This is a genomic window from Terrimonas rubra (assembly GCF_042686025.1).
Lineage (GTDB): Bacteria > Bacteroidota > Bacteroidia > Chitinophagales > Chitinophagaceae > Terrimonas > Terrimonas rubra.
On record NZ_JBHUOZ010000003.1, the window covers coordinates 2,174,068 to 2,198,950 of the forward strand.

General features: G+C 43.5%; 14 protein-coding genes. All 14 read right to left on the reverse strand.

Annotated elements, in window-relative coordinates; translation table 11 throughout:
- Window positions 1–3: 3 nt before the first annotated feature.
- Window positions 4–1,557, reverse strand: coding sequence for a RagB/SusD family nutrient uptake outer membrane protein (locus tag ACFS6H_RS18395; RefSeq protein ID WP_386102508.1), 1,554 nt, complete (start codon window positions 1,555–1,557; stop codon window positions 4–6).
- A 25-nt stretch (window positions 1,558–1,582) separates the two neighbouring features.
- Window positions 1,583–4,741: a SusC/RagA family TonB-linked outer membrane protein gene (locus tag ACFS6H_RS18400; protein ID WP_386102511.1), complete on the reverse strand. Its 3,159-nt coding sequence runs from the start codon at window positions 4,739–4,741 to the stop codon at window positions 1,583–1,585.
- A 34-nt stretch (window positions 4,742–4,775) separates the two neighbouring features.
- A complete protein-coding gene (locus ACFS6H_RS18405) occupies window positions 4,776–5,813 on the reverse strand; it encodes a DUF5007 domain-containing protein (RefSeq protein WP_386102514.1) in 1,038 nt (345 codons plus the stop codon).
- Window positions 5,814–5,862: 49 nt separating this feature from the next.
- Window positions 5,863–6,561: a hypothetical protein gene (locus ACFS6H_RS18410; RefSeq protein ID WP_386102517.1), complete on the reverse strand. Its 699-nt coding sequence runs from the start codon at window positions 6,559–6,561 to the stop codon at window positions 5,863–5,865.
- A 56-nt stretch (window positions 6,562–6,617) separates the two neighbouring features.
- Window positions 6,618–8,195, reverse strand: coding sequence for a RagB/SusD family nutrient uptake outer membrane protein (locus ACFS6H_RS18415; protein ID WP_386102520.1), 1,578 nt, complete (start codon window positions 8,193–8,195; stop codon window positions 6,618–6,620).
- A 40-nt stretch (window positions 8,196–8,235) separates the two neighbouring features.
- Window positions 8,236–11,214, reverse strand: coding sequence for a SusC/RagA family TonB-linked outer membrane protein (locus tag ACFS6H_RS18420; RefSeq protein ID WP_386102523.1), 2,979 nt, complete (start codon window positions 11,212–11,214; stop codon window positions 8,236–8,238).
- A 422-nt stretch (window positions 11,215–11,636) separates the two neighbouring features.
- Window positions 11,637–13,829 (reverse strand): alpha-galactosidase, encoded by a 2,193-nt coding sequence (locus ACFS6H_RS18425; RefSeq protein WP_386102526.1) that lies wholly within the window; start codon window positions 13,827–13,829, stop codon window positions 11,637–11,639.
- Between the two features lie 241 nt (window positions 13,830–14,070).
- On the reverse strand, window positions 14,071–14,865 hold the full coding sequence (locus ACFS6H_RS18430; RefSeq protein WP_386102529.1) for an SDR family NAD(P)-dependent oxidoreductase: 795 nt from the start codon (window positions 14,863–14,865) through the stop codon (window positions 14,071–14,073).
- Window positions 14,866–14,941: 76 nt separating this feature from the next.
- A complete protein-coding gene (locus ACFS6H_RS18435) occupies window positions 14,942–16,594 on the reverse strand; it encodes a sodium:solute symporter (protein WP_386102532.1) in 1,653 nt (550 codons plus the stop codon).
- Between the two features lie 10 nt (window positions 16,595–16,604).
- On the reverse strand, window positions 16,605–17,825 hold the full coding sequence (locus ACFS6H_RS18440) for an enolase C-terminal domain-like protein (protein ID WP_386102535.1): 1,221 nt from the start codon (window positions 17,823–17,825) through the stop codon (window positions 16,605–16,607).
- Between the two features lie 134 nt (window positions 17,826–17,959).
- Window positions 17,960–20,284 (reverse strand): glycoside hydrolase family 95 protein, encoded by a 2,325-nt coding sequence (locus ACFS6H_RS18445; protein ID WP_386102538.1) that lies wholly within the window; start codon window positions 20,282–20,284, stop codon window positions 17,960–17,962.
- A 119-nt stretch (window positions 20,285–20,403) separates the two neighbouring features.
- On the reverse strand, window positions 20,404–21,627 hold the full coding sequence (locus tag ACFS6H_RS18450; RefSeq protein WP_386102541.1) for a DUF4998 domain-containing protein: 1,224 nt from the start codon (window positions 21,625–21,627) through the stop codon (window positions 20,404–20,406).
- Window positions 21,628–21,653: 26 nt separating this feature from the next.
- Window positions 21,654–22,880 (reverse strand): DUF5000 domain-containing lipoprotein, encoded by a 1,227-nt coding sequence (locus ACFS6H_RS18455; protein WP_386102544.1) that lies wholly within the window; start codon window positions 22,878–22,880, stop codon window positions 21,654–21,656.
- Window positions 22,881–22,944: 64 nt separating this feature from the next.
- Complete coding sequence (locus ACFS6H_RS18460; protein ID WP_386102547.1) at window positions 22,945–24,864, reverse strand: RagB/SusD family nutrient uptake outer membrane protein; 1,920 nt, start codon at window positions 24,862–24,864, stop codon at window positions 22,945–22,947.
- Window positions 24,865–24,883 lie beyond the last annotated feature (19 nt).

A 24,883-nucleotide genomic window follows, 5' to 3' on the forward strand; every position in this document is an offset into this window, starting at 1 on the left:
ATTCTACCTCCAGTAATTGTTATATGTAACAGCAGGATTATTTACCCTTACCGCATCCGATAAAGGCCAGGTCCAGGCTCCTGCCCGGAACTGCTCTGTTGTTAACACCGTTCCGGAATAACTTAAATCCCTGTTCAGGATGTTTTTAGTCCGCACCAGGTCATAATAATAATGTGCTTCCCCGATCAGCTCCCTGCATCTTTCGTCCCAGATTTCTTTTTTCAGGTCGTCCATTGATGAACCAGAATAAGGGTCTGCACCGGCCCGGGCTTTTACAATATCCAGGTTGGTGATAGCTGGTCCTGTTTCTCCTACGGCCGCATATGCTTCGGCCAGTAATAAAAACGCATCAACGTAACGGAATAAGATCTGGCTGTCGTCAATATTTAAAACTGATTCGGTAATAAAGGTGTTAGCGTATTTTGTTAAAGAGAACTGACCGTTAGTACTGGTCCTGTTCTTTAACCAGTTGGTGGTACGTTTATCCGATCTGCCGGTAGGAAATACTTCATTTAAAAATGCCGCATCCCAGTACATGTAGGTATTTTTTAGAGCACCATTCGTTAATAAGAATTGGGTAACGTGATCCGATATGAACGACCAGCCGAAACGTTCGCCATAGTTAATATTCTGGGGGATTTCAAAAAGACCTTCTTTGGAACGTCCCCTGAATATCTCCCTGTATCTTTCAAAAGGTAATAATTCGTAAGCGCCATCGTTTTGTGTGGTCAGCTCAATACCAAAGTTTATGGCATCACGATAATGCTGCTCTGCATGCAGGTCGTCAAAACCGGCCAGCCACATTTTCATATGCATTAATAATATCAACGCTCCGCCACGCATACCACGTACAGCCCTTCTACCCGGGTCAGTATAGGTCCATGGAAGGTCCTGCTCTACTGCAGCCAGGTCAGCAACACCTCTTTTTAATACCTCACGCATATCCATACGGCTTAACGGAGTAGTATTATTGGCATTGGTATAGTAAGGTACATCACCCCATAAACGCACCATCATGAAATAAGCCAGGTTGCGCATCAGGGTGCCTTCTGCAATAAAACGTTTCTTTTCCGCTTCCGTTAATACTTCTACAGTAGGCACTTTCTCAATTAAAATATTAGCAGATGCCACTACTTTAAAGAAACGGTCCCAGTTAAAAAAACGGGTTGTATTAAATAAACTGTTCCAGTTATTTACACCGGGATAGGTCCAGGTGGTTGCGTTTAAAAATAAACGCAGGTTATTATTTCTTAAACCGCCTATATAGGTACGCTGCCAGCCCGCACTCGTATTTTCTACAACCGGCGCCATACGCATATCACCGGTGAAAGGGAAAAACGGGAACTCATCACTTCCTGCCCCTGACTTCATATTGGATCTGAAAGTCGCAGCCCTGAACGATTCAAACAAACCATTGGTATAGTTATCTACATCTTCGTAGGTTTTCCAGAAGTTGTTTCCAGACAGGTTGCTCGGCGGATCAACATTTAAAAACTTTTTACACCCTGCCGTAACAAGTATAAAAGAGATCAATAAAAGCCTGCTTATATTTTTCATAACGAATAATCAAAATGGTTATTAACTAAAACTGAACATTCACACCAATAGTATAACTTCTCCTGTTGGGATAACCGTTGGAATAATCACGTCCTAACTGTGATACCAATTCCGGATCGGGACCTTTATAGTTTGAAAAAGTATACACATTGTTTGCAGTAAAAAATACGCTTGAAGAAGTGATACCCAGCCTGCTGGTATATTTCCTGTCAATATTGTATTTAAGGGTAACCTGGTTGATCTTCCAGTACGAGCCGTCTTCCAGGAACAGGGATTGGTCTGTTCTGTAAGTGTTCAGTGTAGACGCCCTCAGGTAATCGAAAGGATTAGGGTACTGCGCATTGGAAGTACCAACATCTTTACTGTTCTCAGAAGGACGCCAGTAATCATACCCGTCAATAGGCACCAGTGCACTTGGCGTAGCAGGGTTATAGTAATTCCTGAATGACTCGGCCAAAGCTCCGTTCAATACATCACGGCCCAGGGTGTAAGAAGCAAATACAGTTAAAATAAAGTTTTTGTACTCAACGGTTGAGTTTAAACCACCCACAAAGCGTGGAATAGGATTACCCATGGTCACTTTATCCTGGTCATCAATCACGTAGTCGCCGTTAATATCTGTCCAGATAGGATCACCGGCCTGGAAATAAATACCGGAGTTTGCATTACCATACTGTAAACGTTTACCGGTAGCAGGATTTACAGGTACATCTGCAGTGCTGCCGTATACCCCTCTTGTATGATAGATGAGGTTAGAAAAAGCATTCCGGCCTAAACGTTTAATCACCGGCATATAGGTTTGAGTAGCTCCGTCATAAACCTCATCCAGGCGCTGACGTTCACCATCCGGTAATTTGGTCAGCACGTCACGGTTGTAAGCGCCGTTAAATCCTACTGTCCATTTGATATCTCTTTCTTTTTTGAATACGCGGAAGTTTACATTCCACTCAAAACCATAGTTCACCTGGCTGATCGCATTTAAACGGATCTCGTTAAAGCCGTTCACATTGGCCAGTTTAATATCGGCCAGCTGGTTGTCCAGGGCTTCATAGTACAGGTCAAACACACCATCGATCCTGTTATCAAACAAACCTAATTCCAGGCCCAGGTTCCATCTTTCTTTGGTCTGTGGTTTAAATTTATCATTAGGTGCATATCCCCAATCGGTATATACTGTAGGATCATTATTATACAAATTACCCAACCTGTAAACACCATACACGTCAAATATACTTCCGGTAGGTACTATATTTCTACCCCAGCCGCCGCGTAAAGAACCATAAGTCAGCCAAAGCGCTTTATCAAAGATCTTTTCCCGGTTAAAGTTCCAGCGACCGGTTAAGGAAGGGTTTTGGGTATAACCCGTAAAAGGACCGTTGGTAGATGTTCCGTCAAAGCGATAGGCAAAATCAAGTACATATTTTGTATCGTAGTTGTAAGAAATGGTACCACCATAACCATGTATCCTCAGCTCGTTCACATTATTCAGTGTACCGCCTTTTGAAGCAAACCAGTTGTACCCTAAAGGACCATTAATATAGTCGTTAGCCGTTTGATTTAACTGGATGGCATTGGCCCTGAAGCTCTCGGAAGTAACTTCATTGAACACAAAAGTGGTCAGGTTATGGTTGCCAAATGAACGGATAAAGTTCAGTGAACTCCTGTTGTTGATCGTGTATTTCTTATCGTTGTAACTGTAATATTGTGACCGGTTGTTATTCAGGAATGATGGCCTGAAGATATCGGAGTTACCGGTTGTTAAACCATAACTTAACAGGTTTTTAAGCTGGATACCTTTAAAGGGTTCATATTGCAGGTCCAGGTTAACCATCACGTTAATGGATTTGTTATCGTTATTTACCTTTTTACCATTGGAAGCTTCATTAAAGTCGGCATAATAAGCAGGTGGTAATAAAGAGGACAGGTTTACGGCATCACGTAAGCTGGTTTGCTCAAGGCCCAGGCCACTACCATTGTTCCGTTGACCCAGCGATGCCCTTAAATTGGTGATCATCCTGAACTCGTTAACGGGCTGGTACAAACCATCTAAACTTAATGTATAACGTTTAAAGCCTGTATTACGCATAATACCCTCTTCATCAAAGTAGTTCAGGTTGGCTTTATAGTTAAAGGTCCTGTCACCACCGGAAATACGTACGTTATGGGTCTGGTTAAAAGTAGTTCTGAAGAAAAGGTCCTGCCAGTCAGTGGAATTATTGTAATAAGGATTCAAGCTATCGGCCAGGAACGGGCGACTGTTGATCAATCGCATGGCATTGGTATAGGAAGTATCGTAATCCAGTATCTGTTTGATCCTGATCTGCCTTTCGTCACGGCCACCTAATATTTTACGCTGTGCAGGTGCGGTATTCATAAATACACTACCCGAATAGGCTACAATCGGCACTTTCGATCTTCCTCTTTTGGTAGTAACCACAATTACACCATACGCACCCCTTGAACCATATTGGGAAGTAGCACCCGCATCTTTCAAAAACTCCATTGATTCAATATCCTCCGCAGGGATCAGTGCCAGCGGGCTGATACCCGGACCACCACCCTGGAAGCCATACTCGTAGTTACTGTTCATATCAATAGGCGCACCATCAATTACAAAAAGCGGGCTGGTAGGCGTTAAGAAACCATCCCTGGATACCTGGGTACTGGAAATACCCCTGATATTGATGGTACCCATAGCACCGGGTGAGCCGGTATTGTTTTGTACGTTCACACCAGCTATCTTACCCTGTAATAACTCTAATACGTTGGCCACCGGAACATCCTGGATGTCTTTACCACTTAATACTGCAGTAGCGCCGGTAACGGTTTCACGGGTCTTTCTTGAAAAGCCCTGTACCACTACCTCTTTCATGGCATCCTGTTTAGCAGTCATTTTTATCTCCAGCACTTTATCTGCTGTAGTAACTGTTTCCTTAATGGTTTCAAAACCACTGAAAGTAAATACCAGCTGGGTACCTAAGGGTACTTTAATGGAAAATTCCCCGTTGGCATCCGATACACCTACCACTTTTTTCCCATCGGATATAGATACACCGGCTTTAGGCTCGTTTTCAACAAGATCTAAAACCTTACCCTTTACAACAATGGTATTTTGTGCATACCCCGTGTTGTTGCCGGCTAACACCAACAGAAAAGTAAATATAAGTGCAGCAAAAAGTCTCATATTCATTAGTTTAAATGCGGTCTAAAAAGTTAAATCAGTCGTTTGCAAATTTTGGGTTATCCCTTACGAACGCGAATACAATTTCCCAATCGCCTTTTTCATAAATGGCAAAGTTCAATCCCACTCCGCACTGGTCCCGCATACCACCATAAGCGATCCTTGAAAACTTAAACAGCACCGAAGCCCTGCTACCATCAAAATTGGTATACCTGGTAGGTAACTGAGCAGCAGGTATGGGGTAAGCCACATTATACACAACTGATGTATCGGTAAACGTTTTATTAAAGCCATGAACCAACCTGTCCCAATCTGTTTCATCAAACAGTTGCGGGTTCATTGGCTTGAATAAGGTATCCAAAAACATAAATTTTAACGTGTTACCGGTAGCGCTTGGCACAGCAGCTTTCCGGATAAACACATGTACATCCCCTGCCCCGATATATTCATTGGTTTTCGCACCGGTCATACCATACATAATAGAGGGAGTAATCCTGCTGTTCACCGATTGACCGGTAATGGCATTAATGGTAGTAGGTTCAAACGCTCTTTCGCGGAAAGGCTTTAAACGCATGTTCCTGAAATACCTTCTACCGCCGGAGTTAGATAATTCAATATCGAATACATAACCTGAATCGGGTTGCGGTGATACAAATGCCGACCTGGCTTCAGACCACATTACCACATCTCCGGAATGTTTTCTCACTTCAAATAAGGGGCGGTTTTCCAGCACTCTTTTATCTTCAATCTCTTTCAGGCTTTCCTCTTCACCGGTATAGGCCTGCTTCCAAACCTGAACGGGGAAAATGTCGGTTAACTCCGGTGCAGGATCGCCATTGAATTTGCGCATATTCACAATCTTAAATTCAACGGGATAAGAAGTACCCTGGTTAGGGTTGGAGAATATTTTAGTATATAAGGTTGTTCTGCCCAGTACCGGCTCAAAAGCGGTTTCAATAAATAGTGATTCACCACTTATACTTTCCCTGTCTTCGGGAAAGAATTTCTGGCACCCCGCTGCAAACAAAACAGAAACGCCTAACACGAATAGACCGAGATATGTACTATTCTTCATAATTAATATTTTATAATAGCTTAGTAACTTTTCTTTTAGTAATAGGTAATTATGGATTATTCATTCGTTTTACAAACTCATCTCCAAAACCAAAGTCATGACCAGCAGCCAGCACATGAACATACCCGTTTTTAGTTTTTACGTTTACGATCTGGGTAGGTGAAACGATCCAGTAGTCAAATGGCGGAATGATACCGTCTTTACTGGTTTTTGTATCACCAAAGTATAAACGTTGCGGACCACCATTCTGATACCCGGATGCATTTACCCTTTCATACTTCATGTTCATTACATAACCGTACTTTATGGAAGGGATATAGGCCCCGTCTTTTAAATTAGCGCTTTCCGCATCGTACAAACCGGTAAGTATATACCGTGAAGCAAGTGTATCCAGGTTTGCCGAATCCAGCGTTGATAAAGTATGTGCCGGGCGGGCAGGATTGGAAGTTCTGCGTACCAGGTTCAATGCTTCCAGTGAAAGTTTGAAACTGTTGTTCTGTACGGCAAATAAAGTAACCTCATCATTCTGCAGGGCCTCTTTTAATCCGGTTACCCGGTCAATTACCAGTAACAATGAATCATACCCGCCTTTTTCTACCAGGTAATCATAGGTTGTACCGTTGAACACGCTTAGCTGCTCATCGTAATTATAATATTGCTCGCTGTGTTTTTCGCAACCCTGCATGCATAGCATGGCTATACTTCCAAGGAGGACAAAACTTATTTTACGGAAAAAGCCCAGTATCATAATTTATTTTTATTGCTTCTTAAATATTAAAAACTTAATACCCTTCATCTGCCGGGTTAGTCCTGCCAGTAAGGATTTTGAACGATGAGTGAATTGCGGCTCATTACCTCTGCCGCTACAGGCCAGTAAATGCCACCCTCACTGATCAGTTTATTGAAGGCAGGATCATTACGTTTTATTTTATTATACCTCACCAGGTCATACCAGCGCCAGCCTTCACCAGCCAACTCACGACGGCGTTCTTTGAATATTTCATCCAGCAGGTTACTGTTACCGGAAGCTGATAAAGTACTCAGGCCACGTAAACTGCGGATGGTGTTCAATAAGCTATAGGCTTCGGTATTATTTGAACCCAGGGCTGCTAACGCTTCTGCTTTTAGCAGGGTTATTTCTTCCAGCCTTGTAAAGAGTATAGCAGAAGTAAACACTTTGAAATCATTTTGTGATACCACGCCGCCGTTGATCGCTTTTATTTTACTGAAAATGGGAATTTGGTCACTGTAATTAGTAATATATTTTGCACGGTATAAAGTAGGCAGACCCTGGTTAAGACCTACAGTATCCAGGCCAAAACGCATATCAAAACCACCTGAAGGTGCAAACATAGAGGCAAGACTATCTTTAGTAATGTACATATCAGGGCGCAACTTGGAAACCAGTGGTTGTGCCAGCGTAAGTTGCTCAATATGCCCGTCTACGGTTGCTTCACCCCTGTCACTCTGGAAAGCAAAAGCAAGCATCTGGGCATTGGATGTTAAGCCCTCGCCCCTGTTATTGAATACGCCTGTGGCCCCGGTAAGCTGATCGATACTCAAATAGTTTACACCGATACGCTGATAATTATTTAAAACAAAATTGGTATACGCTACTGTTTCCAGGTAATTACCCTGCCAGGCAGTGATATGCGCCAGTACCGCATAAGCCGATACTTTATTAAAAATGGTATTACGCCAGAATGTATTGTTACTTGTATAGTAAACGGTACCAGGCATGGCCGGGTCGTCATTACCATAAGAATAAGGTAATGCAGGAGCAGCCTCTGCGATCTCAGATTGTGCAAACCCTAATACTCTTTCCTGGGAGGTACGTGCAACTTCCCTGAAACTTCCTTCATGCGATTGCGTGATCAAAGGAACATCGCCCCATATACGAACCATATAGAAATAAAGAAAAGCCCTTATCACCCTGGCCTGTGCCACATCTACCCGGTTATTTAATTCTGTATAACGGGTATCCTGCAAAGCCTTGGCCGAGTTCTCAATAAATAAATTACAGGCATTAATAGCAGCATAAAAACGGCGCCAGTTGGAAACAGATTCTATTACAGGATAACCTGCGGTCAGGTTACCGGATATAATAGCCCGAAGGTCAGGGCGGTTATAAGAAGTAAAATCACCATTACGCAATTCACCCCACAGCCAGTGACCATTATTATCGGCAATGGCAGCACGGGTTAAGCCATACATACCAATCAGGCCGGCTCTTACATCATCAAAAGTTTTCCAGTTATTTTCATCGCTGGACTGGTTAGTCGGAGCTTTATCCAGTTGTTTATTGCAGGAAAAGGTTGTTCCCAGCAATATACCGGCGCCCAGTACCCAGAATACTTTTTTCGCGATATTAAAATGAGACATAGTAATATATAGTTAGTGCGTTAAGTTTTGTTTCCTTGGTTTATTTAACAATATCCAGCTTCAGACCTATGATCACCATCTTGGGAATAGGTAAACCTGTACCATTGTAAACACCATTGTATTGTACCAGCTCCGGATCATCGCCATTGAATTTGGTAATAGTGAACAGGTTGGTACCGCTTAAATAAACTTCTGCTTTAGAGAAGGCCGCTCTCTTCTTTTTAGCATTGAACAGGATATCATAATGCAAAGAAGCAGAACGAAGTTTCATGAATGATGCATCCTGTAAAAACAATGTCTGGTCTGCACGGTATGGAATAGCATCACTCCATGGGTTGTAGAAGGGATAACTGCCCAGGTCAGTTTTCTCTTCCCAGAAAGTGATCTCTTTTATAGCGTTAATATTATCGCGGCTGTCATTATTAATAAAGTCAAGACGGTTGGCAGCATATTGGTTCAATACTTTATGCCCCAGGGCAAAGTAGAACTGGAAGTTCAGTGATAATGATTTGTAACGGAAGGTGCTGCCAAAACCACCGGTTATTTTAGGCAGGTAGTTACCGGATAATTCTTTATCGTTCTCATCAATTTTAAAATCACCGTTCACATCTTTCCACCTGGCATCGCCCGCTTTAAAGGTTACACCTTTTATGGACAGCCTGTTACCGGTTACCGGGTTTACCGGAACCTCGGCATCAGTATTGTATATACCTTCATTTGTATATACCCAGAATGCGTCGATCGGTTTACCCACCTGTAATTTTGTTGAACCGATAACCAGTTCATCCAGCCCTTTAGGTAAAGCCTTCAGTTCATTACGGTTGTAATTCATGTTACCATTTACCGACCAGCTGATATTATTACTGTTTGTTGGACGGATAATATCGGCAGAAACACTAACATCAATACCACTGTTGTTAACCGATAAACCGGAAGAGTAAGCGCCTGTGTAACCCCATTCCAGCGGAACAGGCACAGGGATCAACTGGTTTTTGGTTGTGCGGCTATATACTTCAACGTTGGCGAATACACGGTTCCCGAACAAACCTAATTCCACACCACCTGAGATGTTATCGCTATACATCCAGGGAATACCATACCCTACCCAGCCGGTATTATAAGGACGGGTAAGTGCGGGAAAACCATTATAGGTTGCTAATGTAGGATTACCGGTGAAAGACAGGTCGGGACGTAAGTTGGGACCTCTTGAAAAACGGTCATCTGAAAAGACATGCCCCATATTTGCATAGGAAACATAGGCATTAAAGGCAGAAACAGCTTTATTATTTTCAAACAATACATCTTTCAGGAAAGTCCTGATACTACCGGCAACATTGGTCCTCCACCTGTTATCAGGTTGTAAGGCCGATGAGCCGTCACGTCTTACAATACCGGTCAGCTGGAATAAATTATTATAGCTGTAGGTAGCACGTCCAAAAAATGAAGCCAATGAAGATTGAGATTTAGACGGGAAGTAATAAACCCGGAAACCCACCGGCGTTAAATAAGCCTCGTTAGAGGTAGACCCGTTTACAATATTCAATTTAATAAAGTTATTAGGTCCGTTATAAGCGTAGGCATAATCAAACTTATTGATATCGGCCTGGTAGTTCTGGCCCGCCTCCAGCAATAAGTTGCTCACTTTTGAAAAGGCCAGATTATAACCCAAGGTATTGGAGATAACAATACGTTGGTTATAACCAAAGTAGTTAGACACAAAGTTGTTTCCTTCCATTAACTGGGTAGGATAAAATACATCCCTGGTCGCTTCATTATAATCAAATGCTATACGGCTGTTAAATTTGAATTGTTTCAGATCAGCAGCAATGGCAAAATATCCCTGCACGGCATTATTACGGTTATCATCCTTGGTCATGCGGTCATATAGATCAAGGTAGCTGGCATATACTGATTTGTTGGGGGCCAGGGGGTTGGAAATATCCGGAATATAACGTGTTTCTGCCAGGCGGTCCCGGAAATTACGGTTCCTGAACCTGTCCATTAAAGTGGCATTGATCATGGTAGATACGGTTAACCATTTTAACGGGGCCACATTAATGGCAAAAGAAGCCATGTACCTGTTTAAAGAAGTATTGTCGGCATTACCGGAGTTTTTTGTAGCAGCACCAAAAAAACGGAAGTTGGCCCTGTCGGTACCGCCTGTTAAACTAAGGTCTACATTATATAAACCACCATTCTGATAATACAGATCCGTCCAGTTGGCTCTTCCGTAGTAATCACTGTTGGAAGAATCCTGTAAATAGGCAGGATAAGCATAACGGTCATCTATGGTGCCGAATTTATCATAATAAGGTAAACGGAACCTGTTTTCATAAGCCGCATTAATAGGGGTAACCACCTCTTTTACTGCATAACCGTAGTACCCGTTCACACTGATCTCGCTTTTACCGGATTTGGCATTTTTTGTTAAGATCCAGATAGCGCCATTCGCAGCAATAGGCCCCAAAGCGGCCAGCCTGGCGGGGTCTTTTATCACTTCTATGGACTCAATATTCTCGTTATGAATTACGCTTAACAGGTTGGTAGCAGTTCCTATACGGTTAAAATCATACTGCTGTATATCGTAGGCAAAGGGTTTTTCCAGTGACAAGGGAATACCGTTCACAAAAACGGCAGCCTGGTTGTCAAACAATTCACGTTTACTTAATAATGGCGTGGCAATGCCTCTTACAAAAATGTTTTGTTCTGTGCCCGGTTCTCCCGAAGGCTCCTGTACATAAACACCTGCCGCATTCCCTTTCAGCATTTGCTGCAAAGAAATATACGGCTGAAACAAAATATTATTAAGCCTGAGACGCTTGTACTCATTTAAGATATCGCTGTTAACACCTTCCAGTGTTACGCCGGTAACAGTAGTTAAGCTATACGTGGTATCATTTACGTTAGCCGTATCCTTAACAGGATTTTGCCCCATACTTAGTTGAGAGGAAAGCAAGGCAATCGAAAATACAGATATACCTTTAATAACACCTGATCTGAAGTCAGTTATTTTTCCCATAGTTCGCTTGCAGTTTGAGTCCTTAACAGTTTCTGATTTTTATGTAAGCGGGGAACAAAAAAATAGCATTTTTTTAACCCTGTTTTTATGCTTTAATCCCTGTTTACGCTTACAAGATAAATTCTTTAACTATAAAAAAATCAGCGGAAAAGACTGCCATTTTATGCAAACGCTTGTGAAAAATTCGCGTTACGTTATGCATACCGTTGCGTAATTTTTAAAAAAGTTTAAACTTTTTTTTGAAAATAGAATTTTCACCCAAAAAACGGCTGTAATTGAACTAACAGTGGCTTTTTCACCCCTATTCAAAAAACAGATTTTCACCCCTTCAAATAAGCTTTATCATGTTACCCGGCATAGTGAAGTATAATATAAAAAGGCGCAACTGTCGTCGCGCCTTTCATCCGAAACTAATATTCTTATTAATTACCTGCTTTTTCCAGTTGTAATACCACACTGGTACGTCCGCTGTTCACCTGGGGGTTAAAACCTACCGTCATTAAAAATTCGCCGCTATAGGTTTTACCGGCATCTATGGGGGAGTTATTTCCCGGGTACAAACAAATTTCCTTTAACCGGTAACTGGCTTTTGCGTCCAGTCCTTTTAATTTAACAGGGTACACACTGCCCTCGCCATAGCGGTTATTCACCAGGTAGTTAAAGATAATACCCTTGCTTTTGGCTTCATTGATATAAGCCATGCTGGCCACACTACCCTCTTTGGGGTTGGCCAGCCGGTATTGGTTGCCCTGCCAGATAATATCTTTGAACCCGTTGTACTCCTTAATGGCATTCTGGCAATAGGCCAGGTCCTTTTCTGATAAATGACTCACCACAATATCAAAGCCCAGCTTACCCATCATGGCTACATCTGTACGGTATTTGATGGGTTGTTTGCCCCAGTCAGTAACATGATTGGCACTGGTAATGGCCGGGTAAAAATAGGAGTATTCCCACTGCATAAATATCCGTTCCAACGGATCGGTATTATCACTGGGCCAGAATTCCGTAAAATACTGCAGGGCGGCATAATCCACCCGTCCGCCGCCGCCGGAGCACAGCATCATCGGCACGGTGGGGTATTTATTCCGGATCTTCTGTAACACATTGTACAGGCCACGCATATACTCAATATAAAAATGAGACTGGTTTTTGAGGTATGAAGAGTAGGCATTATAAATAACCGCATTGCAGTCCCATTTAATATAGGCCAGTTTAGGATTTTGTGTAAACAGCTCATCCACTACATTAAATACAAAGTCCTGTACTTTGGGGTTGGCCAGGTCCAGTACCAGCTGGTTCCGGAAATAATGCTCCTCCCGCTTCGGTTGTTTGATCACCCAGTCCGGATGCTTCTCATATAATTCGCTCTTCGGGTTCACCATTTCCGGCTCTATCCAGATGCCGAATTTCACCTGGTTGTTCTGTGCTTCCTCCACCAACGTTGCAATACCATTTGGCAACTTGGTCTTGTTCACCTGCCAGTCGCCCAGTCCGGCCACATCACCATTACGGGGGTATTTGTTGGCAAACCAGCCATCGTCCAGTAAAAACAGGTCAACCCCTAATTTACGGGTATCCTTTAACAGGGCTTTCAGTTTGTCTTCATTAAAATCAAAATAAGTCGCCTCCCAGTTATTTAATAAGGTCAATCGCTGACCTTTTCCATCCAGTACCTTATAATTACGAGCCCAGTCATGCATTTTACGACTGGCTTCCCCTTTCCCTTTATGAGATAACAGGTACAGGAACATGGGTGTAATAAACTCCTCACCTGCTTTTAGTGTGTAAGGTGATGCATAGTTATTAATGCCGGAAATAATTCGCAGGTTATCCTGGAAATCCAGTTCCAGGTCGGTACGGAAATTACCGCTATACTCCAAAGCGCCATATAATACAGTGCCTTCGTCTTCAGAGGCCGGTTTGTTTAGCGATACCATAAATACGGATGGCTGGAATAAATTAGCCCGGGTACCCAGTTTGGAGTCCAGGGTTTTAATGCCATGGGTGATTTTGGTTTCTTCGGCCTGCATCTCCTTAGCCCAGTCACCAAAGTACTGGTTCAACCAAAATCCCTTTCCTTTTAAATGCAGGTTGGCAGAAGCATATTTATGCAGGGTTACATTACCCTTCTCGTTATGTTTTATACCGGACCATTGTTCAATCACATCCTGTTTAAAATAGGATTTGTAGAACAGGGTCACTTCAAAATTATACACGGGATCTTTCAGTAATACAGTTAATAAAGAAACTCCGTCAGATTCGCGGGTTACTTTATGGTTCACATAGCGCAGGTCCAGCGAATTATTACCATCGGCATGCGTAACCGTAATAGCCGGCTCGGCCAGGTTGCGGGAACCCGAACCGGTATAAGCAGCGTTCAGTACCTGTGTATAATCCCCGGTTTGTTTATATACAGCGGCTACCTGCTCATATTCGTTTTTATTGGCCAGCTTTTTATCGAAGTAAATAATGGACAGGTTCTTGTCTTTATCAGCCTGTAGTACCAGGGCTGTCTCAGCAGTTTCAACCGGTATAATAATATTTTGTGCACGTAGCTGACCAAGGGATCCAATTGTTACGATAGCAATAAAAGACAACAAAAACCTTTTCATAATCATTTAATTAAATATTGATAGTGTCTATATGCCGGCAAGATCACTTACACAGTAAAGCGAAGCGGGGATAAAGAGGTTATGCAAGCAATATAATTAACTATCCAATATAGCAGGTAAAATATATAGTAACCGCTTACAAAGCTATTAAGGGAGGACACCCCGGCCAATGGATAATATTGTGTAAAAAATGGACTTTTGCCTGTTAGCTCTTTCAACCGTAATATAAATGTGGTTGTATTTATAAGGCCACCTGCTCCTGCAGCGTCACCGTACGATAACCCAGTTCGGCACCGCCGGACACAGGCATAATATGCCCGGTAATAAATCTAGCATTGTCCGATGCCAGGAAAACACAGGCATCAGCCACCACATCGCCGTCCGGGCAATATCCCAGTGCATGAATATTATTCAGGTAGCGTTCCATTGAGCCGGGATCCGGTTGTTCATTGCTCCATTTACGCAACATATCGGTCCATACACCCGCCGGCGCCACGGAATTCACCCTTACTTTAAAGGGCGCATAATCCAATGCCATCGATTTGGTCAAAGCATTTACCGCTCCCTTGGAAGCCGCATAAGCTGCATGGTTGTCCTGGCCTATCTCCCCCACCAGGCTGCTGGTATTAATGATACAACCACCGGCTTTTATCAAGGCAGCTATACCATACCGGGCAGTAAGCATAATGCTTTTTACATTCACATCAAATAAACGGTACCATTCTTCATCAGAGGTATTGTGTATCGGGCTGGATGGCTGCGCAAGGCCGGCATTATTATGTATCACATCAATTCTTCCGAACTGTTCAATGGTTTTTTGAATAGCTTGCTCCACCTCGGCAGCACAAGCCACATCACACAAAATAAAATGTGCATGCGCATTATCCAGTACCTGCTGTGCATGGCGTAATGATTCAGAGGTATTGGCCACCACTACCACAATGGCACCGTTCTCCAGGTATTTCCGGGCACACTCCAGGCCAATACCTGCCGATCCGCCGGTTAAAAAAATAATTTTATCCATTAACTGCTTCATGCCATTAATAAATTGAATGAATGACTGGTTATGTTTTACACTATGCTACCAACCTTATTACACATACAACAATAGGTTACTTGAACATATAGTACAATACGGTCATTACCATTAATAATAATACCGTCAATAGTTTATAATTCCCCGGGCCGGACCATGCTTTCATCCTGAATGGCTCCGATAATTTTGTCCAGAAAAGGTTTTTACTTTCCGCAGTATGTTGTACCGGGAATACATAGGACAACACCACCTGCATGATGACACAAACACAAAACAGGTAAAAAGCCATCATCATAAAAGGTACCTGCGCCAGTAAACTACCCGGCACCAGTTTATTCACTGCAAATACAATGGCTCCCAGTAAAGAGCCCCACCATAAGGTATGTTTGGCTGCAGCAGCCGATGCCTTAGACCAGAAAACACCCAATAAGAACACACAGGTAATAGGTGGTGCGATATGCGCAATAATATCATTCAGGCCTATAAAAATGCTCTCGTATTTATTTAACAGGGGTAATAAAAGCAAGGAGAAAACCAGGGCCACGCCGGCCGCTATTTTTCCTACCTGCACCAGTTTTTTATCCGTGGTGCCCGGTTTGTACCGCTGGTATACATCATAACTTACCATGGTAGAAACAGAGTTTAAAGCTCCTGCTACCTGGCTCATCAAACCGGATAATAAAGCCGCCACCAGCACCCCTATCAAACCACTCGGTAACAGTTGTGTGATCATTAAAGTATATATGCCTTTCGATTGTACAACGGTATTGCCATTGGCGTCTACCGTCTGTAAACTGCTTACATCCAGTTGCCCGCTTTGTGTTAAAGCATAGGCTATCAGCCCCGGTAATACGAAAATAAAGACCGGTAATATTTTTATGAAGCCGCAAAACAGGGAACCAACACGGGCATGGTTTACATCCTTAGCCCCCAGCACCCGCTGTACAATGGTTTGATCGGCACACCAGTACCAGATACCTAACACCGGGTAACCCAGGAAAATAGCATACCAGGGCATGCCGCTGCTGTCGCCATGCGGGCGTAACAGGGACAATTTTTCCATACCACCCTCCTGTTGTAATACCTGTACCATGGGTTCCCAACCACCAATTTTCTGAAACGCTGCATAACTAATGATCACCGCACCCGTTACCAGCACTATCGTCTGTATCGATTCAGTAACCACCACAGCCTTCAACCCGCCTATAATAGTATATACCGCCGTGATCAGCGAAATGATGATCACACTGGTGTACATGCTTACCCCAAATAAGGTTTTTAATACAATGCCGCCAGCCAGCATGGAGAAAGCTATATGAATGATAATGGCCGAGAAGATAGAGATCACCGTTAACCAGTCCCTGCAGGAACGGTTATACCTTTTTTCCAGGAAATCGGGCAAGGTAGCAACGCCTGATTTTATATAGAACGGAACAAAAAATAAAGCCAGTAAAATAAGCGTAAAGGCCGACATCCATTCAAAATTACCATTCAGCAATCCCGAATCAAATCCGCTCTGGGCAAGGCTTACCAGGTGTACCGTAGATATATTGGTGGCAAACAATGCCAAACCAATGGCAGGCCAGCGCAGGCTTTTACCCGCCAGGAAATACTCATCTGCTGCCGCCGCTTTACTCCTCCGTTTATGTGATATGCCAGCCCATAAACCCACAATGAGTATGAACAGGATATACAAACAGGCAATAACAATATCAACGTTGGCAATCATCGGCAAATTTTTATTTTAAATCACAGCTGCTACCCGGTTCCTGCGGTGTTATATACACGCCATCTTTTATCTGTACCGGCTGTACAAAATGTTCACGCAAGTGTGGTATATGTTCTAAAAACAAAGCCTCATGTCCCAGGCTGATATGATTAAACAATACCAGGTGCTGGTGTAACTGTCCCATATCACCTACATGCGGCACTACGGGTATGCCGAATTTTTTACATAATAAACTTACGGTGATAAACTCGCTTACCCCGCCTACCCGCACAGCATCCACCTGCATAAAACCGGCGCACTGGGTTTGTAAATAGTTTTTAAAGATCACCCGGTTCGGCACATGTTCTCCAAGCGCAAGCTTTACCGGGGCAATAGCATTGGCCAGGGTCCGGTGGCCTATAACATCATCCGGGTGTGTGGGCTCTTCTATCCAGAAGGGATCCATCCCTTTTAATGCATTACATATATACAAAGCCTGGGGCAAGGTCCATTGCTGGTTGGCGTCCAGCATAATACTCGCCCTTTCACCTGCCGCTTCCCTTACAATATGCGCACGCCTTATATCTCTTTCCGGGTCAGTTGATCCTACTTTTAATTTCATGGCCGTAAAGCCTGCAGCTACCGCCCGGGCTACGTTTTCTTTTACCTGTTCATCACTGTAATTAAACCAGCCTATAGATGTATCATACCCGGGATAGCCCTTTTGTAAAATAGTATTCCGTTGTTCCTTCCCGGCTGTTTTCTGATTGATCAGGTGTAAAGCTTCTGTGGCGGTCAATTCATCTTCCAGGTACGAGAGGTCCAGCAGGGCCACTATTTCATCAGCATTTAAACTGTTCAGCAAAGCCCATAAAGGCAGGCCTCTTTTTTTTGCCCACAGGTCAAAACAGGCATTGGTTACCGATGCCAGTCCCAACTGTACTACGCCTTTGTGTGGCCCCAGCCAGCGAAACTGCTGTTCATTAGATGCCTGGTAAGACCACACACCAAATTGCCGCATCACCCCTTCAATATCTTTGCCCTTTAATTGCTGCGCATAAAATGCCGCTGCTTTACATACCAGGTCATTGCCTTCGCCTAAGGTAAAAGCCAGTCCTATTCCTGTATGTCCGCTGTCATCATGCAGTTCGGTAACAGCATACGAATAAACAGGATCCCTGTGTATGGCATCACTTCCCGCACCTTTACCTAACGGATAACGTTTATCCTGTACTGTTATCGATGTGATCATTTTTTAAATTTCTTTTTTACAGCCTCTCAGCAGTAGTTCCGGCTTTCAGGTTTCAGATTTCAGCATTCAGCATTCGGCACTCAGCTTTCTGCTTTTAGCTTTAAGCTTTTGCTTTCCACATTCATCATTCATAATTATCTCCCACTCATCACCGTCTTCATCTCCCCATTCACCTTCACTTTTACTTTTTTAGGTGTTACCGATCGTATACTGTAACTAATCACTTTTCCATCCTTCCACTCCATATCCACCGTAAAATTGCCGCGGGCTTTCAATCCTTTTACCTTGCCATAGCTTTTCCAGAGATCAGGAATAGCCGGCAGCAGGTCAATATACCCGGCATGACTTTGTAATAACATTTCACCAATACCGGCTGCTGCACCAAAATTGCCGTCTATCTGGAATGGCGGACCGGCCGAGAACATATTGGGATATACACCACCGCCTTTGCCATAATTAATATCGGTACGTAATGTTGGTTTTAAAATTTCTCTTAACAATTTAAACGCACGGTTACCATCTAATAACCGGGCCCAGAATAATTGTTTATAGGCAATGGTCCAGCTGGGGCCATCATCACCACGTACTTCCAGTGTTTTTTTGGCCGCCGCTGCTAAATCAGGAGTAGCACCTGGTGTAATTAAGTTGCCAGGGAATAAGCCATATAAATGTGAAATATGCCGGTGCTCCGGATCGGTCTCTTTATAATCCTCTATCCATTCCATAATACGGCCGTCGGGTGCAATAACACCAGGCGGCGGCAGCTTGGGTAACTTTTGTATTAACTCGTTACGGAAAGCCGCATCAATATTTAATTTTTTAGAAGCAGTGATCACGTTGTTAAATATTTCCCGGATGATCTGGTTATCCATGGTAGCGCCTTCAGTTATACTGGCATGATTGCCATTGGCCACATAAAAAGAGTTCTCCGGTGAAGAGGATGGTGAGGTAACCAGCCAGCCTGTTTTTTTATGTTCCACTAAAATGCTGTTATAAAATGCTGCCGAGCCTTTGATGATCGGATAAATACTTTTCAGGTAATTAATATCGTTGGTAAACTCGTAATGTTCCCACAAATTATTACACAGCCACCCCGATCCCGCCTTGCTGATACCCCAGGAAGCGCTTTCCCCAGGCTCCGTAAATCCCCATACGTTGGTTATTACATGCGCTACCCACCCTTCAGCATTATAATAAGCTTTAGCGGTTTTAGCACCGGGTTTCATCAATCCCCTTACCAGTTCGGCCAATGGCAGGTTCAATTCCGATAAGTTGGATAATTCCACCGGCCAGTGATTCATCTGCACATTCACATCCAGGTGATAATCACCGTTCCAGGGCGTTTGCACCTGGTGCGCCCATAAGCCCTGTAAATTGGGCGGCAATAAACCTACACGGGTACTGCTGATGGTGAGGTAACGGCCAAACTGGAAGAATAAGGCCGGCATACCCAGGTCGTTCTGGGGGTTCTCATAATATGCCGCCAGGCGCTTGTCGGTGGTCAGTGCTTCGGCCGGTCCGCTACCCAGGTCAATGGATAAACGGTTAAACAATTTCCTGAACCGGGTAATATGCTGTTGTTTTTGCTGCGCATAAGAGCGGGTTAACGCCGCAGCCATGTTTTTGGCGACGGTTGTTTTATAACCCGGGTTTTTAAAGTCGGTAGCAGTGGAAATAAATATGATCACACTGTTAGCGTTCTTCACCACCAGTTTATCATGCTCATACATAACCGTACCGCCGGTATTTCTTACCTGTACTTCGGTTAAATACTGCATGCCCTTACCATCTGTGCCATTGTCCAGTTGCCCGCTTAGTTGTAAGGCTTTGTTCACCAGTTGTACGGTACCTTTTTCGGGACGGTTAATGCTTACAGCAAAATTTACAGCCCCGGCCTTATCCGCTTCAATTTTTATCACATCCACATCATCATAAAAACTGGTAAAGTATTCACGTTTATACTGAACACCATCCAGCGAAAAATGCGTAGTAGCTAATGCACTGTCTAATGATAATACACGTTTGTACCGGGTATATGCTGCGGCAGAGGCATTGCCATAGTTATAGTCAATCTGTAAATTGGCCAGCAACTGGAAACATCCCCATTGTTTACCGCCGGAGCCGGGGCCCAGGCAAACAAAATCCTTATCGATCAGTTTTTGTGCTTCATCATTTTTACCCTGGTCCAGCAGGCTTTTAATAGCCGGTAATTGTTTATAGGCATTATAATTATTGGCATCCTGCGGTCCACCCGACCACATGGTAATATCGTTCAAAACGATCTTCTCCGATTGTACACCCCCATCCGGTGTCATACCCAGTCTTCCGTTACCCAGGGGTAATGTTTCTTCCCATTGCGCGGCAGGTTTATCAAACCATATTTTTAAAGGCTTAGTCTGGGCCTGGACAAATGATGATAACAACAAAAGAAAACCGGCATACAACAAACGCAATCTCATGAGTACAAATAGTATTAATCGTTAGAAAATCAGGTGCTCAAAACTATCCATTCCTGCATCAACAATAAATGGATTAAATGATACTGCGCATGGATTTTTCTATGGAATAAAATGATTGATTACTGGCGATTCCAAAAACTAAGCTCACTTAAATTACTGTAAGCGTTTTCACCGGATGCCACTTTTTTAACACGTATACGTATATAACGCACGGGTGGCGGGTTCTCCATTAAGTTTATCCTGTAAGGCCCCTTCCCGTCGTCCGAACGTACTACATCACTTAATAAAGTCCATCCTTTTGCAAGGGCATTGGCTTTCCAGTTGGCATCATTACCGGGCACGGTTGTTTCAGCTCCGGTAATATTGGCAATACCCCATACTTCATACTCGGTAGGGTTATGACAACAATCCCTGCCCGTGGTTTCCATAATACCCAGGCGGTTATATACAGCGCCCATATCAAAAGTGAAATGATGCGGTAACTGGCTATTGCCATTACTATGGAAAATATTCGGATAACCCTGGGGGCCAACAGAACCATCCCATAATTTAGCAATACTGGTCTGCGACTCGTAAGGCTGTACATCGTAAGGCAGGTTGAGGGCCGCAAAAATGGATTTATTGCACAATACATTGGTGTAAATAGTGGGAAAAGTTTCCGCATTGTTTACTGTAAAAGTGTCCAATGCATTGGTAACCGGCACATAGGCCGACTGATAAGTTACAGGTGTAGAGGCTTTATAGTTAACCAGCGTAACCGTATTATTTAACTGCGACAGGAAAGCGGTAGCCTGCTGGTTATTATTATTGGTATAGGTAATGGTAGTACCAACATTGCTGGTATCTGTTGCCGCAAAACGTAACAATACATCGCCGTTAGGTTGTACTTCGTATGGATTGGCATTATCGGGAAAACGGTTTATTAAACCACCCCGGTATACAGCACCGTATATCTTTACATTATTCAGGTCCAAAGGTATAGAACGGTTCCCCTTTGTATCAATGGCATGTACGGTAAAGGAATAAGTGTATTCAAACAAGTTTGGAATGATGGTGCTGATAGAATCCTGGCCACTAACTCTTGTAGCGGGAACCACTACAGAGTCGGCTTTATTATTCCAGTACACAATATACTTTTGAATAGACGGGTCAGGGCTGGGTTTCCAGTACACCATTACCCTTCCGTTACCGGCCCGGGCTTTTACCTGTAAAGGCACACCGGGGTAGATCAGTTCTTTATCGTCCAGGTAATTCCTGAACTCCTTATCGCTTTTATCACAGGCGGCTACCCATACGGTTACCAGCAATATAACCAAGAAATATATTTTATTAAGCTTTGTCATTTTACTTGAATTAAGTGTGAATCATATTAATCAGGATCACCAAAAAATGTTATTTCCATAGCATGTGCAAAGTCGCCACCGGACCATGTTTCCGCTACATTCAGCCGGATATATCTTGTTTTTGGACTAACCAAGGGAATATTAAAGTTGACACCTGCCGCCACAAAAGCTTCATCACTGGCATTGGTAGCCCCCGGCATTAAACCTGATGGCGGATCGGGGAAGATAAAGTTGCCTAAATTCACCCAGTCACCTACTACCGTTCCTTCATCGGAGTAAGCCGGTAATACCGCATTCTGTGGCGATACCTTATCGGTGCCCCATAATGAGAATTTGCGGGGGTTACCATGACTATAAGCAAACTGTAAAGGACGATTGTATAATACAAAACGGCTCAGCTTGGCATATACCCCCAGGCCAAACGTACATACCATCGGATAACTGCCTCCGGGGTTAGTATGCCAGCCATTGGAATATCCATCGGTCTTACCATCCCACAAATAAGGCAGGTCCCAGCCATACCCTATTTCCGTATCGGAAGGCAAAGCATATTTAAAAAATAAGGACTTGTTCAGCTGTGTTTCAAACAAAGGACTGATCTGGGCAAAAACCGTATCAGAAGTATTGCCCCACTCATCGCGGATATAAGCTCCAAAACGGCGGGCTTCTGTATTATAACCTCTTACAGAAAAATTTACATGCTCACCCGCATCATAATGTTGCTCCACAATCCCATATTCATTCGTAACAGGATCCAGTTCCAGTAAAATATAACCGAATGACCGCTTATTGGGGTTTTGTGCTTTAACATTTACCCCTCCAAAATCAGCTGATAACTGAATAGTAGCGGCAGATAATTTGTAATAAGGATCCAGCGGATGCACGGTTACCTGTACGGGATCTGATTTTATATTGGCGCGGCTTACTGCTTCCAGGGTTACCTGGTATTCACCGGCAGTAGCAAAGCCCTGTACCGTAATGGTATCAGTATAGTAACTGGCTTTGGTTTCTCTTTTCACACCTTTGCGGATCTCGTAACCGGCCATTACATATAACAGGTTGGGACTATTAGGCAAAGTGTAAATGATATGCGCTCCGCCGTTAAAATTCTCTACCCGGATATTGGTTACCACTCCCGGTTTGGTTTTATCGTTTGAAGCCGGTTCGTTATAATTTTTATCCTTGGTACAGGAAAACAATACGGCCGCCAACGCTACAAGCAGGGGTATTGTTCTCAGTTTTTTATTTTTCATAATTGTATATTCAGTATTAAGCAATCAGTATTATGGTTGTACAGTTCAATTACTGCTTATGATTTTACCAATATGGGTTTTGTACCAGGTTGGGATTAATGATCAGGTTATTGGCTTTAATGGGCCATAAATAATCCCGTAAACGGAACACCGGTAATAACTGTATCTGCTGCTGGTAATAGTTGGATGCTTCAGGCTGGTAAATATTCCACCCCTGCAAAGGCACGCTTAACACCTGCTGCAGTTCTTTCCAGCGCCTTAAATCCCAGCCGGCCTGTGCTTCAAAACATAATTCTATCCTTCTTTCGCGGTGTATAATTTCACGCAGGCCATCTTTTGAATTTGGTTTAGCCGGGTTACGCGATGAATTGGTCCAGGCAGCCTGTACCCCGGGCAAGCCGGCACGGGTTCTTACCCTATCAATATATTCAAACACCGTTGCATTTGGGCCATTCACCTCGTTCAGGGCTTCGGCATATAACAGGTATAAACCGGCCAAACGCATCAGGGGCATCCGGAAATGAATGGGTTGAAACCCATCGTCATAAACAGATAAATAATGCACCAGTTTTTTAGGCCAGTAACCGGTAATATTTAAACGTATACGGTCTTTGGGGCCGGCCAATGCACTGTTACCACGTGCCTGTACGGTGTACATATCATTAGCGTCCATTTTACCATTACCAAACCAGGCAGCGCCATCAAAAGCCAGGTTGGCATAAAACCGGGGTTCACGGCCAAAATGCGCTTCCACGGTTTCGTAGTTGGGACGTAGATAGTTTTTATCGGCCTGGGTAGCCATTTTTAAATGGTAGCGATTGGCATAGTTCCAGTTCTTATCCTCGTTCATAGGCACACCATTGCTGGTATAAAAAAGTTCCTGGGTAGAGATGGGTGCAGAAAAAGTAGATGGGTTAGAAAATGCATTCACCACCGAACGCGAGGTTAAACGCACCGATGCATGACCCTGGTAAGAGAAATAAGGATTCTGCGCCCAGATCATCTCGGGATTAAGGTCCCATCTTTCGGTTACCGCGTTTTGTATGGTCAGCACGCGTTTAATATCATCATTGATATTACTGATGGTGGCCGGTGGTACAAACTGGTATAAACTCATACCCTGCGCTTCGCATGCTTCAATAGCTTCGCGGCAGGCATCGGCTGCTGCCACCCATTTTTGTGCATCGTAGGTTTGCGGAAAAAGTGCCTTACCACCTTTATCAGTGAAAGAAGCATAGTCAGGGTTACCATTGAATAAAGGACTGGCAGCGGTCATCAGTACTTCCGCTTTTACCGCCATTGCAATAGGCCGGGTAACACGTCCCAGGTCGCGGGCCTGGTTATCGATACGCACCGGTAAAGCCTCAGCCGCTTCGTTGAGCAGTTTTACAATATAGTTCACCACATCATCCACCGCATCACGTTTTACCCTTACTTCTTCCGGTGTGCTGGTAATAGGCAGGTTAACATCTGTAATAGGTATGGGGCCATACATACGGAAAAGATAATAGTGATAATAAGCTTTTAAAAATTTCACCTCTCCTATCCATCTTGCTTTTTCACTTTGCGAAAGATCAACCGGTTTATCAATATTCTCCAGCATGATATTACAGATACGGATAGAACGGAACAGGCTGTAAATTTCATTGTCACCATCACCATCCCATACATTCAACCCCGGCGATGCAGCATTCTGGGTACCGTTAATAAGGTTAAAGCCGGTGCGGTTAAAATTTAAAAAATCTGTCAGGTTATTCGGGTATATTAATTCCGAAGAAGTAGTGAAACCCGGGTTACGGGCCACATCACTTAAACGCTGCAGGTAGGCATAACAGGAGAACAGATAATTTTCTGCTTCGTTCCTGTTCCTGAATGCATATTCCAGTGTACCCACATTATCCGGGGTTACATCCAGGTATTTTTTGCATGAGGCAAAGGAGGCTGACACCAATACCATCATGACTATTTTTACAAAGCGTTTCATACGATTCTATATTTATCTC